The following is a 21,819-nucleotide window of genomic DNA, read 5'->3' as shown; positions in this document are numbered from 1 at the left end:
TAGTTATTTGGGGACCTCTTTTAAGAACTGCTTGTTTCGCTCAGCTTGGTCAGATAGAAGAAGCAAAAAAACATCTTCAAGAACTCTTAAAAATGAGACCTGATTTTGTTCAAAATAGTAATCTGTTCATACGACGATTTATAAAAGAAGAATCACTTGCAAAGCATTTATTAGAAGGGTTGGAAATGGCCGGTTTTATAAAAAAGTTTAGAATAAACCAACAATTTAAATCAATTCATAGCTCGATACTCATTTGGGCTATACCCTGTTTTTTTCTTAAACATACGGGTAAAACTCTGAGGGTATTCGAACCCTAAAGTAAAAGCAATTTCCCCTACTGTTTGATTAGAACTTAGAAGTATGTTTTTTGCCTTTTTCACTACATAAGCATCAATATGTTCTTTTATACCAATACCTGTTTCCTTCTTCAATAAATCACTTAGATAGTTGGGCGACATGTTCAGCATTTTTCCAAAATAGTTGGAAGAAGGCAAGCCCTTTTTTACGATCTGTTCCGACTTAAAATAAGCCTTCAATTTCGAGCGAAAATCACCTACTAAATCTGTATTTAAATTAGTACGGGTATAAAACTGACGATCATAATAACGCATGCAATAATTTAGAAACAGCTCTAAATTGGAGAGTATTAGATTCTGACTATGCTTGTCAATATTCTGTGAATATTCTGTTTTAATCTGATCGATGATATTCGTAATATATTGCTCTTCTTTTTTTGATAAATGTAAAGCCTCATTTACTTCATAGTCGAAAAAAGTATAGCTCTCCATCTGATTATATAGATTGGATTTAAGCAGTAAGTCAGGGTGAAATAATAAAGTCCACCCTTCCTTTCCTTTTAGATCTTCTTTTTTCGGAGTAGTAAATACCTGATTGGGATTAGCAAAAATTAAAGTGCCCTCTTGATAATCGTAAGAATTTCGACCATACCCTAGCGAACCACTTATCTTGTCTTTAAACATGATGGTATACATAGATGAGGAAAACCTTATCTCAAATAAGTCATCATCAAATTCGAGATTCTTGACATCGGAGTCTTGAATTAGAGATATTAAAGGGTGATTTGGAGAGGGTAAACCCAATATTTCATGGAACTGAGTAATACTTTTAATTCTTAGAATATCAGACATGGTAGTAATTAATTTAAACCTACTAATCCTCTGGTCACATTTACAATCTTGTGGGCATCATTCATATCATCTGCATGAGGGTTTGGTGTCTGCATTGGCCACCCTCCTTTTTTACATTCTTTGTCGTTGTACAAAACGCTATGCTGACTAAAATATTTACCAGAGTGTTTTGGGGCATCTTCGGATAATAGACAATGTAATGAGGTTTGTGCTGATTCCCAACTACTATCACTAAAGTTTAGCATAGTAAAAATAGGTTTTGCAAGGGTCATCATCACTTTTACAAAGGGGTTGCCACCTCCTCCAAAGTTCGATCTTGCCCAACCTGGGTGAACGGAGTAAGTAGTCACACTTGTGTCTATTAATCGTTCAGCCAATTCTTTTGCATATAGTATGGAAGCCACCTTAGCCTCACTATAAGCATCAAAATTGTTGTACTTTCTTGTCTTCCATTCTAAATCATCGAAATGTAGTTGGTACCTTTTCTTATTACTACCGGCGTGTGCTACAGATGACAAAATAAGCATTCGAGAGTTTGCTGTGTTTTTTAGGGTTTCTAATAGTAATTCGGTTAACAGGAAATGTCCGTAAAAGCTTGCTGCCATGGTTATTTCGAAACCATCTTTGGTATACTTGGGAGTGTTTTCCATGTTTACCATTCCAGCATTACAAGCCAATCCATCTAACTTTTTATGTTTAGATAGAAATTCTTCTACAAAATCTCGTACAGATTGTAGATCGGCTAAATCGCATCTCATGATCTCGTAACTTCCTTTATAAATAGAAAAACCTTGAGCTACTTCTTTACCAGCATCTACTCTACGACATGCCATCACAACATGTGCACCTTGTTTTACCAATTGTTGAGTGGTTTCGAATCCTACTCCAGAATTCGCTCCGGTAACGACATAAGTCTTTCCACTTAAGTCTTTTTCTAAAAGTTTAGGGTCGCAAAAGATAACGTTTTTATTAGCCATTTCAATTAGGGTTTTTGTTCATTTCAAAGGTCTTACAAAAACTTATGGTCTATTTAACCCGATTACTGATTCTTGTAACATTTTTACAGAAACCTACTTTTAAGCTTTATTATATTGTCCTTGACACAAGTGTTCATCATGCAAATCAACGCGTTCAAATAAAAAAATTGGGTACATTACAGGTATGACCGAGATTAGAACTATGAAAAATAAAATACAACTCTACGGAAGATCAATTGTTATTGGTTCTTCATCAATCTTCCTCATTATGATGCTCATGGCTTTTTTAGACATGATAATCATTCCTTATGAAAGAATGAGTGAGGTGGTTTCGGTCTATCTATTATGGGCGGCAGTAGCCTCTTTGGTGACACATCACTTTAATTATTTGAAAACAAAAGTACCCGTATTATTAAAGATTGTCGGATTATTCCTTTTCCTCATTTTTATCAATATCTATGATGAAGGTACCGACAAGCCTCAGAATTACCTGACTTTATTCTTTGCCGTGTCTTGGTTTAGCATTCTGATCTATTTCATCATGCCTAACTTTTTCATGAAGTATTCCAAAGGATATTTCGGAGCATTATTGGGCGTAGTTTTGTATGCCAATATATTTTATGAGGGTGAAGAAAAATTTGAGCATATTCAGAACTTAATTGGTATTTCTATCCCTATTCTTTTTACACTTTGGATCTATGAACAATGGAGGTGGATCAAATCACTTAAAAACGAAAAAGCAAAAGCTGAATTGCAATTGCTGAAAAGTCAGATTAACCCACATTTCTTTTTCAATACTTTAAATAACCTTTACGGATTGACTGTGGAAAAGTCGGACAAAGCACCTGAAGTCGTGTTAAAGTTAGGCGATATGATGCGCTACACCATCTACGAAGGGAAAGAAGAAAGAGTACCAATTCAAGATGAAATCCAATATTTAGAAAATTATATAGAATTACATAAAATAAGGTATCAGAAGAATGTGCAGGTACATTTTATCAATTCGGTTATTTCTGATTTTCAAATTGCTCCTCTTTTGTACATCATTTTGGTGGAAAATGCTTTTAAGCATGGAGTAGAAACCCTTATTGAAAATGCGTATATTTTTATAGAAATTGAAGAAACTGGAAACACGGTTAGTTTCTCCATCGAAAATAATTTTGATAGAGCCATGCAAGATAACCGTGTGGGAATTGGATTGGATAATCTGAAAAAACGATTGGAATTGATCTACCCGAATAAATATACTTTTGACGAAATTAAAAGCGTAAATACGTATAAAACTCTTTTGACTATCGACTTATCATGAAATTCATCATTATAGACGACGAACCTATTGCTCATAGAATTATTGAGGGGTACTGTGAGAAGATCTCTTACTTAGAAAAATGTGGGAATGCTTACGATGCTTTCGAAGCTATGGAATTACTGCATGGTAGTGATATCGAATTGATCTTTTTGGATATCAATATGCCAAAGATAACTGGATTTGAGTTGTTACGGTCTTTATCAAAAGCTCCGAAAGTAATTGTTACTTCTGCTTATAAAGAATTTGCGGTGGAAGGGTTCGAACTCAATGTAGTCGATTATTTATTAAAACCTTTTGGATTCCCTCGTTTTCTATCAGCTATAAATAAATTGAATGACCAATCAGAAGAGAAAAAGGAAAGTAAAAATCAGTTTTTTGTAAAAGCAGATAAAAAATTGATTGGTATAGAAGCTAAAGATCTTTTGATTGTAGAAGCTTTAGGAAATTATGTCAAATTGGTTTTGAAAGATCAAACCATCGTGAGTTATCAAAAACTCTCTTATTATGAAGACTTTTTAAAGGATAAAGGGAGTTTTATGAGGATTCATAAATCGTTTATTATCAACGAAAATTGTATTTCTACTATTGAAGGGAATACTGTTCAACTTTTGGAACATCAGGTGCCTATTGGGCAAAAATATAAGAAACAATTACTTGATAAGCTTTGCATGTAACCATGGCAAAGCTTATCAAATCATATAATATTAGTTTAGCTGAACCGACAGCTTTTCTACAAGGAATTCTACTAGTGTCATTTTATCTTTTGATCCAGGATAGATTAAATGGTTTTCTACATTTAGTTTATCCATTTTCTCTTTTAAAGCCAAGCCAAAATCTACGTGATGAATTACCCAACCTCTTAATTTTTTAGGATCTTTAGGTGCTTTCTTACCAGGAAACATAGCATATTTCATATGAATTGGAGGATCATCTGAAGAAATCAGCTTAACAGCAGAAATTGATGTTGCTATCTCATCAATTCCTTCTTTGGTTTTAACTCCATACATTTTTTGTTGTTTTTTTCCACTAAATTCTTTTACTGATTCTGGTGAATATTTCTTTAAAAGCGGAATCCAAAAATCGGATGTCATATCCGTTTGTCCTCCTTTTGTACCTACGCATAACACTCTAGTAGATTCTTTGTGTATATGATTTTCGCTATTGGGTTCTGACATTTCATCGGAGAAGGCTAACCACATACTTATCACAGCCCCTGCTGAACCTCCCCATACGGCTATTTTTTCTTTTTCAATATTTAGCTCATCAGCATGGAATCGAATAAATTGTAAAGCTTCTTTCGCATCAAAAAATGCTGCAGGTAACGGTGCTTTATCAATTAATCTATAGTTGATAGATGCTACAGAGATTCCAGATTTCAAGAGTTGATTTAACTCTACAGTACTCAACTTTTCTTTACTTCCTCCTTTAAATCCACCACCATGAATATAGATGGCTAAGGGAGTTGGTTTATTGCTTTTTGCCAACCAAATATCCATCACATTTCGAGTGTCATTGCCATAGGATAGATTTGCTTTATCTGGAGTTGGTTTATTTTGACAGTTACCTATTACAGTAAAGCCAATGATAAATAGAACGGTATAAAGATATTTCATTTCTAATTTAATTAAGATTTTCACACATCACTATTTAATCAAAATCAATTGAATTACGAATTTGAAACAATTATTAAATAGCAAGAGTCAACTTAATCAATTATTGATAATGTTTATGATAGCAAATCTGCATTTAATATTTTTTAAACTAACTATTCTAAAATAAAGAAAAAGTGCCCTAAACTGACGATAATATGCCCTTTAAAAACACTTCTTATGAGTAGGTTTGTACTAGATTAAAAAAGACAGTAAATATTTTTCAAAATTAAAGCATTCTATTGGAAACCTTAGGTTGATTCATTATCAACTTTTTTCAAAACATCGCATACGTAAGAATAAAGAAAAAATTAATTCTGAATTCGTAAAAAGGCATCTTCAAAGGATGTCTTTTTATTTTTCTCAAAAAAATGACACTAATATCAAAATCATTAATCTATGTTCTTTTTAGATCAAAATCTGTTCAAGAATAATGTATAAAGAAGGTATGTTTGTTTATCAAATGAACAGAGATTACTAAATATTAATCAGTTAGAATCGTAAAACATTGAGTACTACTTATATCATACAATAACTTTATCCTTTAAAAAAGTCTCTCACTAGAGGCTTTTTTATTTTATAAAGAAGGTGATGGAAAATAAAAAATGAAATGAAACAAACTATCCTACTATTCTTATTTTATCTTCCTCTATTAAGTTGGGGAGAGACTTTTTTGACAATTGAAGCAGAGGATTGTCAATTTGATGTTAACGCAGAAATACAACACAATGACAATGCTTCAAATGGTACATTTATTAAGCTAAATCCAGGTTTATCTTTAACTTTAACTTTAACTTTAACTTTGGTAGAGATACCAACAGAAGGGGAATACCAACTGCAAATATTTCATTTTAATGGAGGGGTAGAGCAACCTTTCAGTCTAAAGGTAAATGATGCTGATTTTGAGGAAAAGAAATTAAACCCTTCCAATTGGGCTTATCAAGGAACTGCGAATGCTACTACTTTTTCAATAGATTTAAAGGAAGGAGATAATACGATACAATTCTATTTGCCTTCAGGTAGTGCGCTACTTCTAGATTATTTTAATGTCTTCAACGTCGATTATGAAAGACAGCCTACTACGTTCTACTTTAGCAATGACGGTGATGATGTCAATGATGGATCCATTGATGCTCCATTTAAGTCATTGGCCAAAGCGACTCAGATTGCGAATGCATTAGAAAGTGGTGGTCGATTACAACCTGGTGATCAGATTTTATTTAAAAAAGGAGATACCTTTGAGGGCTATTTTGAAGTAAAATGTATGGGATCAAAAGAGGCTCCAATAACAATTAGTAGTTATGGTGAAGGGGAACTTCCAATCCTTTCGGGCTCAGGTAATATTGAAGGAGGTGACTATATGGAAACGATTAAATATGTCAATGCTTCTCATGTAATAATGTCTGATATCTGGGTAAAGAATGATAGACAAAACTATGAACGTTACACTCATGGACGTGATAAAAGTTTTGGTATATTAGTCGTAGCCAATCAGTGGGGAAATTCTATTTCTAAAGACTTAAGTTTCTTAAGAATCAAAGTCTCTGATGTTTTTGGAGAATCTATTCCTGAAGAGTTTAATTCTTATAACGTTACCGGACTACGTTTCGAATCAGAAAGTAATACTGATGGAAAAGAAGTCACTATTAGAGATGTGCATATTGAAGACTGTTACTTCACCAACATCGGTAAAGCAGGAGTTTGGTCTATTCATAAAGGAACAAATACAGAAGTGGATAGTGTAAACCGTTCTATCAATTTTGTGATTAAGAATAACATCTTCTACAAAACAGGTGGTTCGGGTATTATCTTATCTAAAGTGCACAATGCGTTGGTAGAAAATAACCTTTTCGACCATAGTGGCCATAGTAGAAGCGAAGAACCTCGTTTGGTAGGTAGAGGAAGTGGAATGTGGGTATTTAGCGCGAGAAACATACTAGCTCAATACAACTCTTCTTACAGCATTAGAGGAAAAGGGGATTCTTATGGGATGCACATCGACTTTAACAATAAAAACATTATTTATCAATACAATTACTCTGAAGACAGTGAAGGTGGTTTTGTCGAAGTCTTAGGCAACAACCATAATGTGACCTATCGCTTTTGTGTAAGTGTGAACGATAGCTTCCGAGATCATCATGGAAGTACTTTATGGACGTCTGGTTTTGTAGGTTCAAAAACTGTGGATGGTCAAAAAGTACCTAACGATCCTATTCCATCCGATGGAGTGTACATTTACAACAATACTGTTTACCTCAATAATCATTTTACACCTAGTATCAGAATGTTTAGTAAAAACACTTATATCTACAATAACATTTTTGTCCATGAAGGAAACGGTAGTATTGGCGAGGTTCTCGAGTTGGATATGCAAGGTGATTTTATAGTTTCGAATAACCTCTATTTTGGTGATATAAAAAGTAGATTTACATCCTTAGATAAAAAGCCTTATTATGGTCATCCGAAGTTTATTGATAAAGGAGTAAGTTATAAAGAAGGCTATCAGATTTCTGATGACAGCAAAGCTATTAATGGAGGTAAATCGTTTCCTGAACCTGAATTCCCATTCTTAGGAAAAGGTATTTTTAAAGATATTCCACTTCTACCAAATCAAGATACTTTTGGGAATAGCATGGACATTACTCACCTTCCTCCTAATATTGGTGCCGATAATAATTACAACTCAGATGAGATTCCGCCAACATCATCTTCAATTTTCAATAATGATATTAAGATCTTCCCCAATCCAAACAATGGACTTTTCTATGTTAATAATACATCTATCGATGGTTTAACTGTAGAGATCTATAGCATCAGTGGACAAAAGTTAGTATCAGATATTTTGGGTATAGGTGAAACTAAAATTCAAATTCCAGAAGGGGTGTATGGGATTATGATGGTAAAGCTTCAAAAAGAAAAAAACATAAAATATTACAGGTTGATTGTGAATAAATAAATTTGTATGGACGTTGCAGTGCAACGTCCGTACGTATCTCAAAAATATGATAATAATCTGACTATTAATTACATAAACTCTGATCATATCATAAATTAGATTTATCTTGATACTCTATCAATAATTAATATAAAATATAATTATTCTAACAATATCATTTGATAAAATTGATAATTAACAATACAAACTAACAATCATACGTAATAATATATACTACTTATAATGTGCCTATTATGAAAAATATTTCTTCGCTAGCCACTTCAGCAAATGATATTCTTGAAATTGATGATAAATTGCTAAAACTAAGAATGAATTATGGTGTTTATGCCAAAATAAAGCATGAACATGCTAATCTGATTCATATTTTAGTATGGCAAGACACCTATCATTTTGATCAATTATCTAAAGATAAAATCACTTTTATGCTAGATTCTATATTGCAAAACATAGAACTTGACAAAACCATTATCACTGAATTTAAAGAGATACTTGCTGCTTAAATCATATTACTGAGGAATACTTTCTCCAATAATACTAAACATTTCCTGTTTCAATTGTGCCTTCACTTTTTGATATTTCTTTTTAGAAGCCACGTTATTCCATTCGTATTTATCCTTTCTATGATCGTACAATTCTTCTTTTCCATCTTTGTATCTGATATACCTAAAATCTTTTGTACGATAAGAATACGTTTGCTTTAATACATATTCCTGTGGTAAATCTTTAATGATTTTGATGTGCCATTTTGCATTTGGATTTATAGACACTCCCAAACCTTCCGCAGGTTCAGAAATACCCACACCCATTACTGTTAAGGCACCATTCGGGCCCGACCATTCTTTTTGATGATTGACCAAAAGAGGTTTCATCGAATAACCTCCTATTTTTCCAGCTGCTACGTTTTGTTTTTCTTCTTTTAAATTACACAAATCGATTAATGTAGGGTAAATATCAATTAAGGAAACAGGTTGTTCTACATCAAGGCCAGTAATTTGTCCGTTGGGATATCGAATAACCATAGGCACTCTAGCTGACTCTTCCCATGGAGAATTTTTATATAAATATTCTTTTTCACCAAAATTCCATCCATGGTCGGCTGTAAAGACTACAATTGTATTCATCGCAAACTTACTTTCATCCAAAGCTTGAATCACTTTTCCCACCTGATCATCCATAAACGTCACACATGCCAAATAGGCTTGCACTACTCTTCTTAATCCTTCTTTATCATCTTTGTAGGAATCACATAACGCTTTATAATACTTTAACCCCATTTGCGACATCGGGTAATTATCCTTGAAAAAGGTATCCTCATTATCACCCTGCTTAATGACGGACAATTGTAACGTTTCCAAAGGATACATATCAAAATATTTGTCGGGAGCATACAATGGCGTATGAGGTTTTACAAATCCTACTCCTAAAAAGAAAGGAGCATTGGTATCCGATTTTTCTAATTCACGTATTTTATTGGCCGCCCAATCGGCATGCTGTTCATCAGGAAATAAATCTCTATCGTTTTCATTGACATATCTAAATTCTTTTTTAGGATATCCCCAACCTGGGTTCAACGTCGTTTTTGTACTATCAAATTGAGGAACATCTGATAAGCGAGCAAAAGAACCATCCAAAACATTGATACTTCTGAAGGGTTCTGGAACGGAAGGGTGACCCACAATCTTTTCACCATTAAATGCATGAGGTCCATAATTATACCGTTCAGGCACTCCCCATTCATCCCACAATTTTATATCGTTTTTATGGAGCATTTTTCCCGAGCCATACATTTTATATCCGTTCTTTTTAAAGACATCAAAAAGCGTAAGATTATGCTTTACTACATGTTGCTTTTTGCGTGGTGTCCAACCAAAATCTCTTGATTCATGAGGATACACACCTGTAAACAAAGAGTTTCTTGATGGCTGACAAACTGGAACGTTGGTCTGTGCATTGATAAACGTTACACCCGAAGCCGCTAATTGATCGATATTTGGAGTAATAGCTTGTGGATGCCCACCAAACTTTCCTTCAAAATCGTTTAAATCGTCTACGATAATGAAGACTACATTAGGTTTCTTTTGATCTTGAGCAGATACTATAAAATTCATACTCAGAAAAAAAGTGATATAAAAAATTGCAACTATACTTCTCATTATCTCCATACTTTTATTGGATAGTATTCGAGTAATATCGGATAATATTATTCAAGATGATTTGGGTAGCTGGATCAGAATTAATCGACTTTTTAAAGGCCATAGTGGTATACACACATTTTCCTTTTCCTTCGTTTACCTCCAAGAATTCTGAATTAAAATATACCTTACCCACACCTATGTAATTTCTTAACATATGATCTTGATTTGGGAAGCGGTCGTGTGTAATTACACCAACAATATTTTTACCTTCTGGAGCAACTATGGCTGTGGTGGTTCCTACTTTGTAGTACACTTCCTCCATAAACTGTTTTGTTGGTAAACCTTTGAATACAGGATGATCTGTCACAATAGGTGCTGCATTATGCCATAAACCATTGGATGCAATTAACTGCACATCGTAAGGGAAATTATCAGTTGGTTGTAAAGATGTATAGATTTCTCTTGGCTTCTTCTCGTTAACTCTCTTTCCTTTCACCTCAGTAAATACTACAGTCCCACCATTTTTTGCCAACAATTTAGCTTGCTTCACTTTCTCTTTAAATGCATCATCTTCTGATAGTTTACCCACAATTAATAAATGCTTGGCTTTTTGCTTTCCATCGAATAATTCGAAAGGAATTCCTGTTTTCCTAAAGTAGTTGGCAAATGTATCGTCAGCTTCCAAAAGCATGATCTTTTGAGTAGGTGTTTTTAAAGCTTCTGCATCGAATACATCAAATGTTTCTTGGTTATCAATAATGACTTTACCTTTTACATTTTTCATGACTGATGTTAAAGTATAAGTACCACTCCAACCTTCAGTATCAAAAGATCCATCAAATACATCGGAAACGCCATGTAACAATTTTCCTTTTACTGTTTTCTTGGCGACTTCTTTACCATTATTATCTGTAATGATCATTTTTACGGATACCTTCTCTTCTTCGTATTCATTGATTCCAAAAAGTTTTACGCCTAACTTATCATTAGTTCTGATATTTCTATTTCGAATTCTACTTACGATTAATTGAGGTTGATTGGCTTTTTTGGTCAACTCATATACCTGACCTTTAGGGTTTCTCCAAAGGTCGATAATTCCACCTCCAATAATCCAATCGCCATCAGATAAAGCATGGATACAATACCCTGCCGTTAGATAATTTGATCTTGAGGCTTCAATCATTCTCTTATTCAAGCGACCATGATAGTTCTGTTGTGCGACTACTAAATCGTGTAACGTAGGAAAGACTGATCGCATTCCTGAAGCATCTAGAACAGTATTAAAATCTTTCTCTAATCGGATATGTTCTCGGTACATTGGAGCCAACTTATTTCCCTTCTCTTTAAACATCTGATTGTTTAGTTCAAGATCAGGAATAGAACCGTAACCAATTTCTGATACAAATACCATAGACCCTGGTTTTGTGTGCTTTCCTGGAGATCTCAACTTCTCAAACCCTGCCGCTTTTTTCTCGCTTTTTGACCATGAAACCTGAGTTAATCCCTGGAATTTATTGTCATCAAAAATCCAACCTGGATAGGTATGAATATCAGAGAATTTTACGGCTACTTTTTCGCCCGGTAAATAAATATTCGCGCCGTTAGCAAATCCGCCAGACTCATCCAAGATCAAACGAGTTGGGTCTAATTCTCTTGCTAAAAGTGCCATAGGGTGAAGCATTTGAATTAATACCGGTTGCCACAATTCGTTGAACAATTCCCATTGGATGACACACGTTCTATTTCGATCTCGAAGTATACTTTCTCTCACTTCAATTTCTACCATTTCGGGTAACATTGGTGAAGCAATTGGTCTGTGCATACATTCTATGGCTAAAGACCCAATGGTCAATACTCCCATTTCATCGCATAAGTCCAACCATTTTCTTGGAGGAGGTTTTCTCCAAGGTCGGATCATATTGAAACCTGCGTCCAAAGCCATTTGAATCTCTTTTCGAGCCATTTCATCAGAATCCGGATAGGCTAATTTTGTGGGATATACCCCTTCGAAAAAACCACCTTTTACAAAAAACTCTTCACCGTTTAAGTAGAATTTTTTTTCTTTGATTACAAACTCTCTAATACCAAATTTAAAAGCCCATTCATCAGATAACTGATCTTGCTTCAATACCTTTACTTCAGCGGTATAGAGGTAAGGATTTTTAGGCGACCACAATTCTGCTTCTTCAATATCAAATTGATAATCGATGGCATTTTTACCTGGTGTTAATGTCTTTGTTTCATTTTTAGAAGCAACCACTTTTTGATCTTTATCCAATACATTCACTTGGATTGTTACCTCTCTTAATTCAGTGGCTGTATTTTCTATTGACAAAGCGGTATTCACCGTTCCTGTTTGATATTTCGTAGTGATAAACACATCATCTACCAAGTAATCATCAGTTACTTTTAGGGATACATCTTGCCAAATTCCTCCGGTTAGAGCACCTCTCCACATAGGTGTTTGATGAGGTCCTATCCCATCGATTACTTTACCCGAATACAATACAGGAGAAACCACACGAACTATTAGTGTATTTTGCTCTCCATATTTAATGGTTTTATTTATTCTGAAATCGAAAGGCGTAAATCCACCTTTATGGTAGCCTACAACTTCATCGTTTAAATACACCTCTGAGATATAGTTGACAGCCTCAAATTGTATGGACACGTTTTTATTTTCCCAATCCTTTGGCACAAAAAATTCTTTCTTGTAAATCGCTACCCCCTCATAATCCTGTCGGAAAGTCTCCCAACAGCTCGGAACTTCTATTTTTTCTTTTTGAGGATATTTATCAAAACCTTCTTTTTTAATCCAAGATTGTTCTCTACCTACATTTTCATCATCATAAATAATCTCCCACTCTCCATTTAGAGACGTGATCTCATGACCAAAAACATTGACAGTAAATAGTAAGAACAGAAGTCCTATAAGTTGTTTAAGTATATAATTCATTTCTAATGAGTCGTTTATTTGTTTGGATAAATTTCATTATCCAAAAGCATGGATAACTCCGCTTTAATTGCTTTGTACTTTTTATCTTTCGCTACATTGTTCTTTTCGAAAGGATCTTTTTTATGATCGTACAATTCTTCTTTATTATTCGCATATCGAATATACCTATACTCTTTTGTTCGGATCGAGAAGTGATTACGTTTTACAACATCCCCCATGCCTCCAGTAACTGTACTTAACGCATACTCTTTACCGGTATAATCATTCTTTTTATTGATCACAAAAGGATATAAACTATGTCCATCCAACGGCTTCCCTTTCTCATTTTTAATGGTAGTTCCCTCAAGTCCACACATTTCGATTAACGTCGGATAAATATCAATTAATGATACCGGATGATCTACTTTATGTTTTTTCTGTTGTTGAGGATATTTGATCAACATCGGAATTCTTGTGGCTTCATCCCATAAGGCATTTTTATATAGATACTGCTTATCACCCATCACATAGGCATGATCTGATACCAAGATCACGATAGTATTTTCTGCTAAATTAGAATTATCTAAGGCATTTAATACTTCAGAAATCTGATCGTCTACAAAAGCGACACAAGCCAAATACGCTTGAATGTATTTTCTTAAAGCCAAGTCTTTGTCGTTCCCAAAACTCTCCACAAGCTTTGCATAGTGAGTATATCCTTTTTGACCTGAATTACCTTCCGCTTGTGTATCAAAATAAATTTTAGAAACGTCAGAACTTGTATCTGGTAATTTTACTTGATCTAATGGAAATTGATTGAAATACTTTTCGGGAACATACAACGGGGTGTGCGGTCTGTTGAATCCAACACTTAAAAAGAAAGGTTGATCGGTATTTTTCTCAAAACTCTTTAAGAATTTGATAGCATCTTGAGCTTTCACCTCGTCGGGCATTAAATCACGATCATCATCACTATTGTATTTGAAAGGTATTACTTCATATTTTGGCCAATTTTTCACCTTATCAAACCACCCTACATTACCATTTACTGTTGGAACATCTGATAATGGAGCAAAGCTACCGTCTAATGTTCCAACACTTCTAAAAGGTTCTGGAACACTTGGGTGTCCAACTGGTTTAGTCCCATTAAATGGGAAGGGACCAAAATCAGATTTATCTCCAAATTGATGATATAACTTTCTATCAAAATGATGCATCAATTTACCTGTGCCTGCCACTTTATATCCATTTTCCATAAATAATTCCATCATGGTTTTCGAGCCCATTAGGATTTCATTTTTTTGGAATTTCTTAAACCCAAAGTTCTTTGATGTATGTGGATATAACCCAGAAAAAAAGCTCGCTCTTGATGGAGCACAAATAGGATTATTCGAAAAAGCATTGGTGAATATCACTGACTCAGCTGCCAATTTATCCATTCCTGGAGTTTTCGTCTGAGGATGACCTCCCATAAATCCAACATAATTATTTAAGTCATCCACCATGATTAAAAGAACGTTTGGCTTTTGTTCTTTTTGCTGACCAAAACAAGGAAGTTGTGATGCTAGTAATAAAAATAATAGTGATAATCTCATTTCATTCTATTTATGTGTAAGTCCCTAATTCTTTATAGTCACATTAAAAATTAGGTAGTAAGTAATGGGTGTAAATATCGGTTGAATTGTTTGAATTAAACAACATATTTTTGATCATGAATAACACGTATTTGACATCAATGAGCACTAAATAGTAGGAAATATAAAATTTATCATCATCCTTCGATAAAGTATTTTTGAAACTTCAATGGGCATCAGTAGAAACTTTTAAATAAAACCTGAATGATAGAAAAATTGTCGCCAAGCCTATTATCTTTATAAGACCAAAATCAACCACTCACTTTTTACTCAAAACCAAATTAAAATGTACGACTTAATAGGCGATATTCATGGACATGCCGATGAACTAGAACAGTTACTCACCCAACTTCATTATCAGAAAATTGATGGCATCTACCAACATCCTTCTCGAAAGATCATTTTTGTAGGAGACTTTATTGATAGAGGACCGAAAATCAGAGAGACTTTAGAAATTGTAAAACCGATGGTGGATCATGGTCATGCTATTGCTGTAATGGGTAATCATGAATACAATGCTATCTGTTTTCATTTGCATAAATTTAGCGGTGGACATTTGAGACCGCATTTGATAAAGAACATCATTCAACATTATGAGACACTAAAGCAGTTTCAAAATAGACAAAAAGAATACGAGGAGTATATAGAGTGGTTCCTCACTTTGCCTTTATATTATGAGAATGATGACCTAAGAGTGGTGCACGCTTGCTGGGACCAAAAGAATATAGATTTACTAAGATCATTTTTAGAAAACGATCGATTAACACCGGAATTAATCGAAAAATCGACGATTAAGAATACGCCGTTTACCAACGCAGTGGAACAGACTTTAAAAGGCAAAGAACTCCAATTACCTACTGGAATATCTTTTTTTGATAAAGATGGAAATGAAAGAAAAGAAATTCGCTATAAGTGGTGGGAAAATATGGAAGGCATGACGTATCAGTCCATCAGTGTCCACCCAGTCGAACAACTTTCTGATGAACTCATAGATCATGCATTCATTACCGAAAATTCCTTTTATGATTCCTCGGAGAAACCTGTTTTCTTTGGACACTATTGGTTAAAAGACAATCCCAATATTTATAAAAACAATGTTTGTTGTTTAGATTATAGTGTAGCTAAAGGAGGTTTATTGGCAGCATATTCTTTTAATGGAGAAAAGGCACTTAACATTGAACAGTTCTCATCCATATGAAAAGCTTTAAACATAGATATTTGAAAAGTAAATTATAATTATCCTCATAATATTATATGATAAAAGGGATATTTAACACAGTGCAATCTATAAATTGAGTAAATTACAATTGACTACTTTCGCCTTTTATCATGAAAAATATTGCATCACTTGCAGGATCAACCTACGATGAATACATCATTGAGCATAGATTACTATTGCTTAAAATGAATTATGGCATTTATGCCAAATTAGAAAAAGAAACTTCAAAACATATTCAATTAATAGTTTGGCAAGACATCAATCATTTTGAACAATTACCTAATAAAAATATTTCAGCCCTTTTAAGAAATGTTTTAAAAGATGTTGAAACCAAAAAGACCATACAAACAGAAATAAAAGATATACTTGTTTATCTAAGAGATTAAGATGTACTTTTTTAAGATCTTTTAAATCGTCATATACTTTTAAACATTCCTAATTTTTCCACATATACATAATAAGCACCTTGCAACACATTATCTGATGTTTTAAAAGAGGCTGTCATTTCTGTTTCTCCTTTTCTTAACTCTACATCAAAACTGACTGATGAAGCATTGGGTTGCACCTTTTGTTCCCATGTTTTATTACCCACGGTTAAATAAGCATTGGTGAATTCCATTTTCTTACCTTCCTCTAAATGATAATCACAGTAATCTGAGTAGAAGGGTCTAGCTTGTGCATTTAATGGCAAATTCACTTCTTTTGGCCAACGACTTAACACAATCTTATATTTTCCTTCTTTGACAAAATTCACTTTCCAATGACCAGTTCCCTCTTGTCCTTTTCGAATTAATTGCTGGTTCCATGGAATTTTATGTTGCTCTTCCACATGCCAATCGTGAGCTGTTAACTTAGATATTTTCTCCACATCATTTCCTAATTTGATATAAGCAAAACGATGAAATGATGGAGAGATTTCTGCCCAATGCTTTTCGTAAGCTTCTTTTAATTGTTTTACTATCTGATGTTCTAAATCAAATACATTTTTTACCTGAGAGGGATCCCTTTTTAAATTGTATAATTCCGTCCCATTTATTAATCGCCACTGCCCCATCATCACATAGGAGTTACGCCATTTCTTAGGTGTTTCTAATCGTTGAGAATCACCAATTAGAATTCGATTGACATCTAAATTTTCATCACTACCCAAAAATATTTGAGATAGATCAATACCATCAAAATTTATAGTTGGAACATTCGATAAACCACACATTTTTATCAGCGTTGGAAGTACATCAATATGTGCAGTGAGCTGATTAATATCCATTCCATGATTCAAATTTCCGTTCTTCCAATACACATAAAATGGCACTCTGTGTCCTCCATCATAGGGACTACCTTTCACTCCCCTCATATTGGCATTGTAGCCACTTAATAGTTGTTTCCCTTTTAAAGTTGCTCCGTTTGCAGTACCATTATCCGACATGAATATCAAAATGGTATTATCTGCAATACCCCATTCTTCCAGTTTTTTCCTTAATAGGCCAATATTATCATCGATATTAGAAATCATACCATAGAACTTAGCTCTATCTTCTTGAATCCCTTTTTTAAGATATGGTTCAGCATATGAAGAAGGTACATTTAATGGGGTGTGAGGGGCGTTGGTTGATATATAACACAAAAACGGATTTTCTTTATTCTCTTTAATAAAAGTCAAGGCTTCTCTAAACCACACATCGGTACAATACCCTTCGAATTTTTCTTCTTGACCATTTCTTAGGTATACATCATCAAAGTAATCGTTGTTCCAATAATCTGGTGTTTGTCCGACTCCACCACCTCCATGAGTTAAGACTTCTTGAAACCCTCTATATTGAGGGGCAAATGGATAATTATCGCCTAAATGCCATTTCCCAAATAAGCCTGTTGCATAATTATTGGCAGAAAATATATCTGCCATTGTTTCCTCTTCTTCATAGAGTAATGACCTTCCCATCACCGTATGCCACACACCCACACGATTGGCATCTTTTCCGGTCATCAAAGCACTTCTTGAAGGCGCACAAGTTGGATTTACGTGGAAATTCGTCAACCTTAAACTTTCATCATGTAGTTGGTCGATATGAGGTGTTGAAATATCCTTATTTCCATGAGCGGCAATATCTCCATAACCCATGTCGTCAGTAAGTATAATAATCACATTGGGTTTATCAATATCACTACAACTTTTGATATATAAAAAGGAGAAAAATACTAATAATACGATAGTCGATCTTGTTATATATTTCATCATCATATAGTCCAATAAATATGTTATTTCAAATCTAGATAAAGTGGCTTATTGATATAGATATAAAGGGTTTTGACTTGCTTCGGGATATATTAAAATCAGAAATACCCCCCTAAAAAAAAGTCTTTTGTATTCGTTATTACATTTATATAGAGAAACCGATTTTGGAAAAATGACCAAAATCGGTTTCATCAATTGTTCAATTTGTTAATCTAACTCTATTCAATTGGTCTTATATCAGCTTCCCTTACGGTAATTTCTTTTACTTTAAATGGACCAAATCCACCAAGGTTCATAATCAATAATGCTCCTTGTTTGTCGACAGATGTTTTCTCATAAATGTATTCTGCTTCTACCCATTCTTCTGCAGGGTTTTCTTGTGCCAACCATTTATGTTCGTGCCATCTATCGTCTACCATATAGATTTTATAACCTCCTGCTCCCTCAGGTGCCCAAATCTTAAACTTAATCAAGTATTTCTTTCCTTGTTGAAGGTTGAATAATCCACCTCTACCTTCTAATTGTAATGGTCCAGTACCTAATTTTTGAAGTACCATATGTGTCGATCCATCTTCTTCTGTACCTAAAGTGATGGATGCATTTGGATTCGAAAGCGTATTGGCTGCAACAATCCACATATCGTTATCATCGTTAGTAAATTTTGATGTTTCTTCGTCCAATAACACTACCTCGTGCATGTTGACTGTTTCTTCGAAAGCTCCACTTTCACGTCCGTCAGTCGCTTTTAATCCTCCATTGTATTTGATCACCACCACATCATTACTATAAATCGTCTCCGATAATTTGATGTTAATCGTGGCATTACTTCCCTCATCTCTTCCGATAAAATCGATAGACGTTTCGTTACCATTTACCGTTGCTGTAAAGAAAGCTTTTGCATCTGCTGATGTAAAATCTTTGAACAAACCATTGTAAGTAAACTGTATCGTCTGATCCTCCAATTCATCTACTGTACTTGCTAAAGCAAACGGTTTACTTGATGGAACAACCATAATTTTACCGGCTACCGTATATTGTCTCATCCCGGCTGGAAGTGCCGGATTCTCTCTTCTAGCGGTCAACATCACATTTAGTCTGCCCAATGCACTTGTTGTTACTGTAACGGTTTCGTCTGTATATTCCTTACCCGCAATTTTCCACGTACGGGCATCCGGATCACCTACAGTAGAAATATCTGTGAAAGTGATTTTCTCACCGAATTCTACTTCAAATACGGCAGTGGAGTCATCGTAATTATCAAATGTTTCTCCCGATTCTTTGGTGATCGTCATATCCACTTCCACTGAATCAAATACTTTCACTTTGAAATCGTTTTCGATCACCCAAAGTCCATTGATGTACTCCGCTTCCAAAGTATCGAAACCAGTAAAAGAAACTGAATCTCTAAACGTATTGTATAGTTTCACCGTAAGGATTGAATCTTCTCCATTTTCCTTTTTCGGAGGGGCTTCTGTAAACAATACATTTACGGTTGGATCTGATGAAATCAATTCCCCATCATTAATTATATAAGGAGTGAAATCTTTTACCTTATTCGAAATCGGTCCTTCCAAAAACTTAGCTGATGCTGGAACATACCAATTGTGTTCTACCGTACCTCTAGAAAGGTCAGTGAAGCCGATGTAGTTATTTACCCCAACAAACATAGTATCGGTAAATGTAAAGTTGTTATTGGATTTACTTGTGTACCACTTTACATCCGAAAACTCCGAAGGTGCCACATACTCTTTCTGATTACAGCTGAAAAAGCCCATAACCATTAGAATACCTATGATATATTTAATTTTTTTCATTGTTCTGTCTTTAGTTTATTTCTCGGAATCCTAATTGAAATTAGGGTTTGAAATAGTTTCTGCGTTTGGAAGAGGCCAATAATCGTGTAATGAATTCACGTAATTCACTGCCGAGATACCAAACTCATTTTTATTCACTGCGTTATTGTCTGATGCTCCATCAAACAGCACGGATCCCCATTTATTGATGGTTTTCCCATCTGACCCTACCGCAGTGTATGTTCCCACATGATACTCTCTTGTGGATAATTCTTCGAAACGTTGTTTGGTAATTCCCCATCTTCTTAAATCAATCTGACGGATTGCATGACCTTCCAATGACAATTCCAAAGGCCTTTCAATGTACATCAAATGCTCCATTAACGTTTGAGCGGTATATACCATTTCGTTGTGTTGAGATGATGAATACTCACTTGATGCTGAAGGGCCAATCAACTCTAAAGCAGAACGATAACGTACTTTGTTGATGTATTTCATTGCTTCCGCCAACCCTGCATCATCTTTTCCTCCTTTGATCATCGCTTCTGCATACATTAAATACACATCGGCCAAACGAAGTACTCTAACATTAAGACCAGAACGCACCAAACCATTTTCGATTTCTGATGTATGCGTCTCCCATCGAGTATGTTTTCTGAAATAAGATGTTCTTTGATTTCTGAAAGGTTGTGGTTGCTCAAAAGGAAGTGTTTGATAATAAGGAACGATATCATCTACCAAGGCAATAGAATACGATGTTCTAAGCGAATAAGGTCGTAATACCATATCTCCATCTTCATTTTCGTAGTAATTTCTATTGTCAGTTGGATCCATAGGATCGTTTTTGTAGGCCATGGTTAACCATAAACTTGGTTGATGACCACCGAATCCACCTACAAAGCTATACGCTTGAGGAAGGTCGTTGGCAGTTTGTGCATCGTCACCTCCATTGAACTCTTGGTTGAATGTATTAGAATATGAAATCTCTAAGATAGATTCCGAATTAAATTCTCCATACTCACTAAAGTTATCGTTGATATTCTCTGTTAGTGTATATCCATAATTATCGATCACATCTTTAAGATATTCAGCCGCTTTTTCGTATTCGCCACTGTATAAGTAGCTTTTACCGATGACTGCTGCAGCTGCACCTGCCGTTACACGACCTTGATCCATACCTTCCCATGCAATTGGTAAGTTGTTTTTTGCGAACTCTAATTCTTTCAAAAAGAACTCTCTCACCACACTTTCGTCCTGTAAATGTTGGTAGAAATCCGTCTCATTTTCTGGAATAAAATCATAAATTATTATACTTCCTTCATTAAATGATGAATGCAAGTAGAAGTGAAAAAGTCCTCTAAAGAAACGAGCTTGAGCAATGATGTAACGGTGTGTATCGTTTTCATCTTCGATAATCACTTCTTCCCCAGCTAAATCCAATTCCAACTCCTCAGGGTATACTTGATAATAGTTTTCGATAACCTGATTTGCCCTGAAGATTCCTTTATATAATCTCGACCATTTATCACTTACTATGGATGTTGCCGAGTTAAATGTTTTATAGTAAAACTCATTATTGGTAGGCAATGCTTTCGCAACACCAATAATTGTCATATCATCTCTATTGTACTCTTGGATAATGGCCAATAGGTTCTTCTCCTTAAAAGTACTGTAAACCGATGTGAGTCCCATGTTGAGTTCTTCTGGAGTGGTACCGAAGATACTGGTCGTCATGGCATTGGGGTTGGTCTCGTCTAAAAAGCCTGCACAAGACCACATGGATGGGATTAAGAAAACTCCCGCTATGATTATGTTGATTAATTTTTTCATT

Annotated in this window: 15 protein-coding genes; 6 read left to right on the top strand and 9 right to left on the bottom strand. The window is 34.6% G+C overall.

The features are described 5' to 3' along the window. Window positions 1–230: 230 nt before the first annotated feature. On the bottom strand, window positions 231–1,148 hold the full coding sequence (locus tag MY04_RS20735) for a helix-turn-helix domain-containing protein (protein ID WP_066213732.1): 918 nt from the start codon (window positions 1,146–1,148) through the stop codon (window positions 231–233). Between the two features lie 8 nt (window positions 1,149–1,156). Further along, entirely contained in the window at window positions 1,157–2,125 is a 969-nt protein-coding gene (locus tag MY04_RS20730) for an SDR family NAD(P)-dependent oxidoreductase (protein WP_084006036.1), read from the bottom strand. 202 nt (window positions 2,126–2,327) lie between these two features. On the opposite strand from MY04_RS20730, the gene MY04_RS20725 reads away from it, so the two are divergent. Next, the gene (locus MY04_RS20725) at window positions 2,328–3,434 is read left to right on the top strand and encodes a sensor histidine kinase (RefSeq protein ID WP_066216664.1); all 1,107 of its coding nucleotides are present in this window, start codon (window positions 2,328–2,330) and stop codon (window positions 3,432–3,434) included. Continuing rightward, window positions 3,431–4,108, top strand: a complete 678-nt coding sequence (locus MY04_RS20720) for a LytR/AlgR family response regulator transcription factor (protein WP_205960545.1) — start codon at window positions 3,431–3,433, stop codon at window positions 4,106–4,108. The genes MY04_RS20725 and MY04_RS20720 overlap by 4 nt, the downstream gene beginning before the upstream one ends. A gap of 30 nt (window positions 4,109–4,138) precedes the next feature. Here the strand turns inward: MY04_RS20720 and MY04_RS20715 are convergent, their stop codons facing one another. Further along, window positions 4,139–5,047 (bottom strand): alpha/beta hydrolase, encoded by a 909-nt coding sequence (locus MY04_RS20715; protein WP_158297813.1) that lies wholly within the window; start codon window positions 5,045–5,047, stop codon window positions 4,139–4,141. Window positions 5,048–5,693: 646 nt separating this feature from the next. Here MY04_RS20715 and MY04_RS20710 point away from each other — a divergent pair. Next, window positions 5,694–8,039 (top strand): T9SS type A sorting domain-containing protein, encoded by a 2,346-nt coding sequence (locus MY04_RS20710; RefSeq protein ID WP_066213723.1) that lies wholly within the window; start codon window positions 5,694–5,696, stop codon window positions 8,037–8,039. A 233-nt stretch (window positions 8,040–8,272) separates the two neighbouring features. Further along, window positions 8,273–8,539, top strand: a complete 267-nt coding sequence (locus MY04_RS20705; protein WP_066213720.1) for a hypothetical protein — start codon at window positions 8,273–8,275, stop codon at window positions 8,537–8,539. A 6-nt stretch (window positions 8,540–8,545) separates the two neighbouring features. On the opposite strand, the gene MY04_RS20700 is transcribed toward MY04_RS20705, so the two are convergent. Genes MY04_RS20700 through MY04_RS20690 form a run of 3 tightly spaced genes read right to left on the bottom strand, consistent with a single transcriptional unit; the run spans window position 8,546 to window position 14,704 of the window. After that, the gene (locus MY04_RS20700) at window positions 8,546–10,147 is read right to left on the bottom strand and encodes a sulfatase (protein ID WP_158297812.1); all 1,602 of its coding nucleotides are present in this window, start codon (window positions 10,145–10,147) and stop codon (window positions 8,546–8,548) included. 58 nt (window positions 10,148–10,205) lie between these two features. Continuing rightward, on the bottom strand, window positions 10,206–13,130 hold the full coding sequence (locus MY04_RS20695) for a glycoside hydrolase family 2 protein (RefSeq protein WP_066213714.1): 2,925 nt from the start codon (window positions 13,128–13,130) through the stop codon (window positions 10,206–10,208). 14 nt (window positions 13,131–13,144) lie between these two features. Further along, window positions 13,145–14,704 (bottom strand): sulfatase, encoded by a 1,560-nt coding sequence (locus MY04_RS20690; RefSeq protein WP_066213711.1) that lies wholly within the window; start codon window positions 14,702–14,704, stop codon window positions 13,145–13,147. Between the two features lie 325 nt (window positions 14,705–15,029). On the opposite strand from MY04_RS20690, the gene MY04_RS20685 reads away from it, so the two are divergent. Continuing rightward, window positions 15,030–15,941, top strand: coding sequence for a metallophosphoesterase (locus MY04_RS20685; protein ID WP_066213710.1), 912 nt, complete (start codon window positions 15,030–15,032; stop codon window positions 15,939–15,941). Between the two features lie 131 nt (window positions 15,942–16,072). Continuing rightward, window positions 16,073–16,348 (top strand): hypothetical protein, encoded by a 276-nt coding sequence (locus MY04_RS20680; RefSeq protein ID WP_066213706.1) that lies wholly within the window; start codon window positions 16,073–16,075, stop codon window positions 16,346–16,348. Window positions 16,349–16,377: 29 nt separating this feature from the next. On the opposite strand, the gene MY04_RS20675 is transcribed toward MY04_RS20680, so the two are convergent. From MY04_RS20675 to MY04_RS20665, 3 genes are all read right to left on the bottom strand, one after another. Beyond that, on the bottom strand, window positions 16,378–18,195 hold the full coding sequence (locus MY04_RS20675) for an arylsulfatase (protein ID WP_205960544.1): 1,818 nt from the start codon (window positions 18,193–18,195) through the stop codon (window positions 16,378–16,380). Between the two features lie 218 nt (window positions 18,196–18,413). Continuing rightward, window positions 18,414–20,009 carry a hypothetical protein gene (locus tag MY04_RS20670; protein ID WP_066213700.1) on the bottom strand — a complete coding sequence of 532 codons (1,596 nt, stop codon included), beginning with the start codon at window positions 20,007–20,009 and terminating at the stop codon, window positions 18,414–18,416. Between the two features lie 30 nt (window positions 20,010–20,039). Beyond that, window positions 20,040–21,818, bottom strand: coding sequence for a RagB/SusD family nutrient uptake outer membrane protein (locus MY04_RS20665; protein ID WP_066213698.1), 1,779 nt, complete (start codon window positions 21,816–21,818; stop codon window positions 20,040–20,042). Between the last annotated feature and the right edge of the window lies 1 nt (window position 21,819).

Origin of the sequence: Flammeovirga sp. MY04, from assembly GCF_001682195.2 — a bacterium.
Classification (GTDB): domain Bacteria; phylum Bacteroidota; class Bacteroidia; order Cytophagales; family Flammeovirgaceae; genus Flammeovirga; species Flammeovirga yaeyamensis.
Note: the sequence above shows the minus strand (reverse complement) of the source record. Positions and strands in the feature narration are given on the sequence as shown.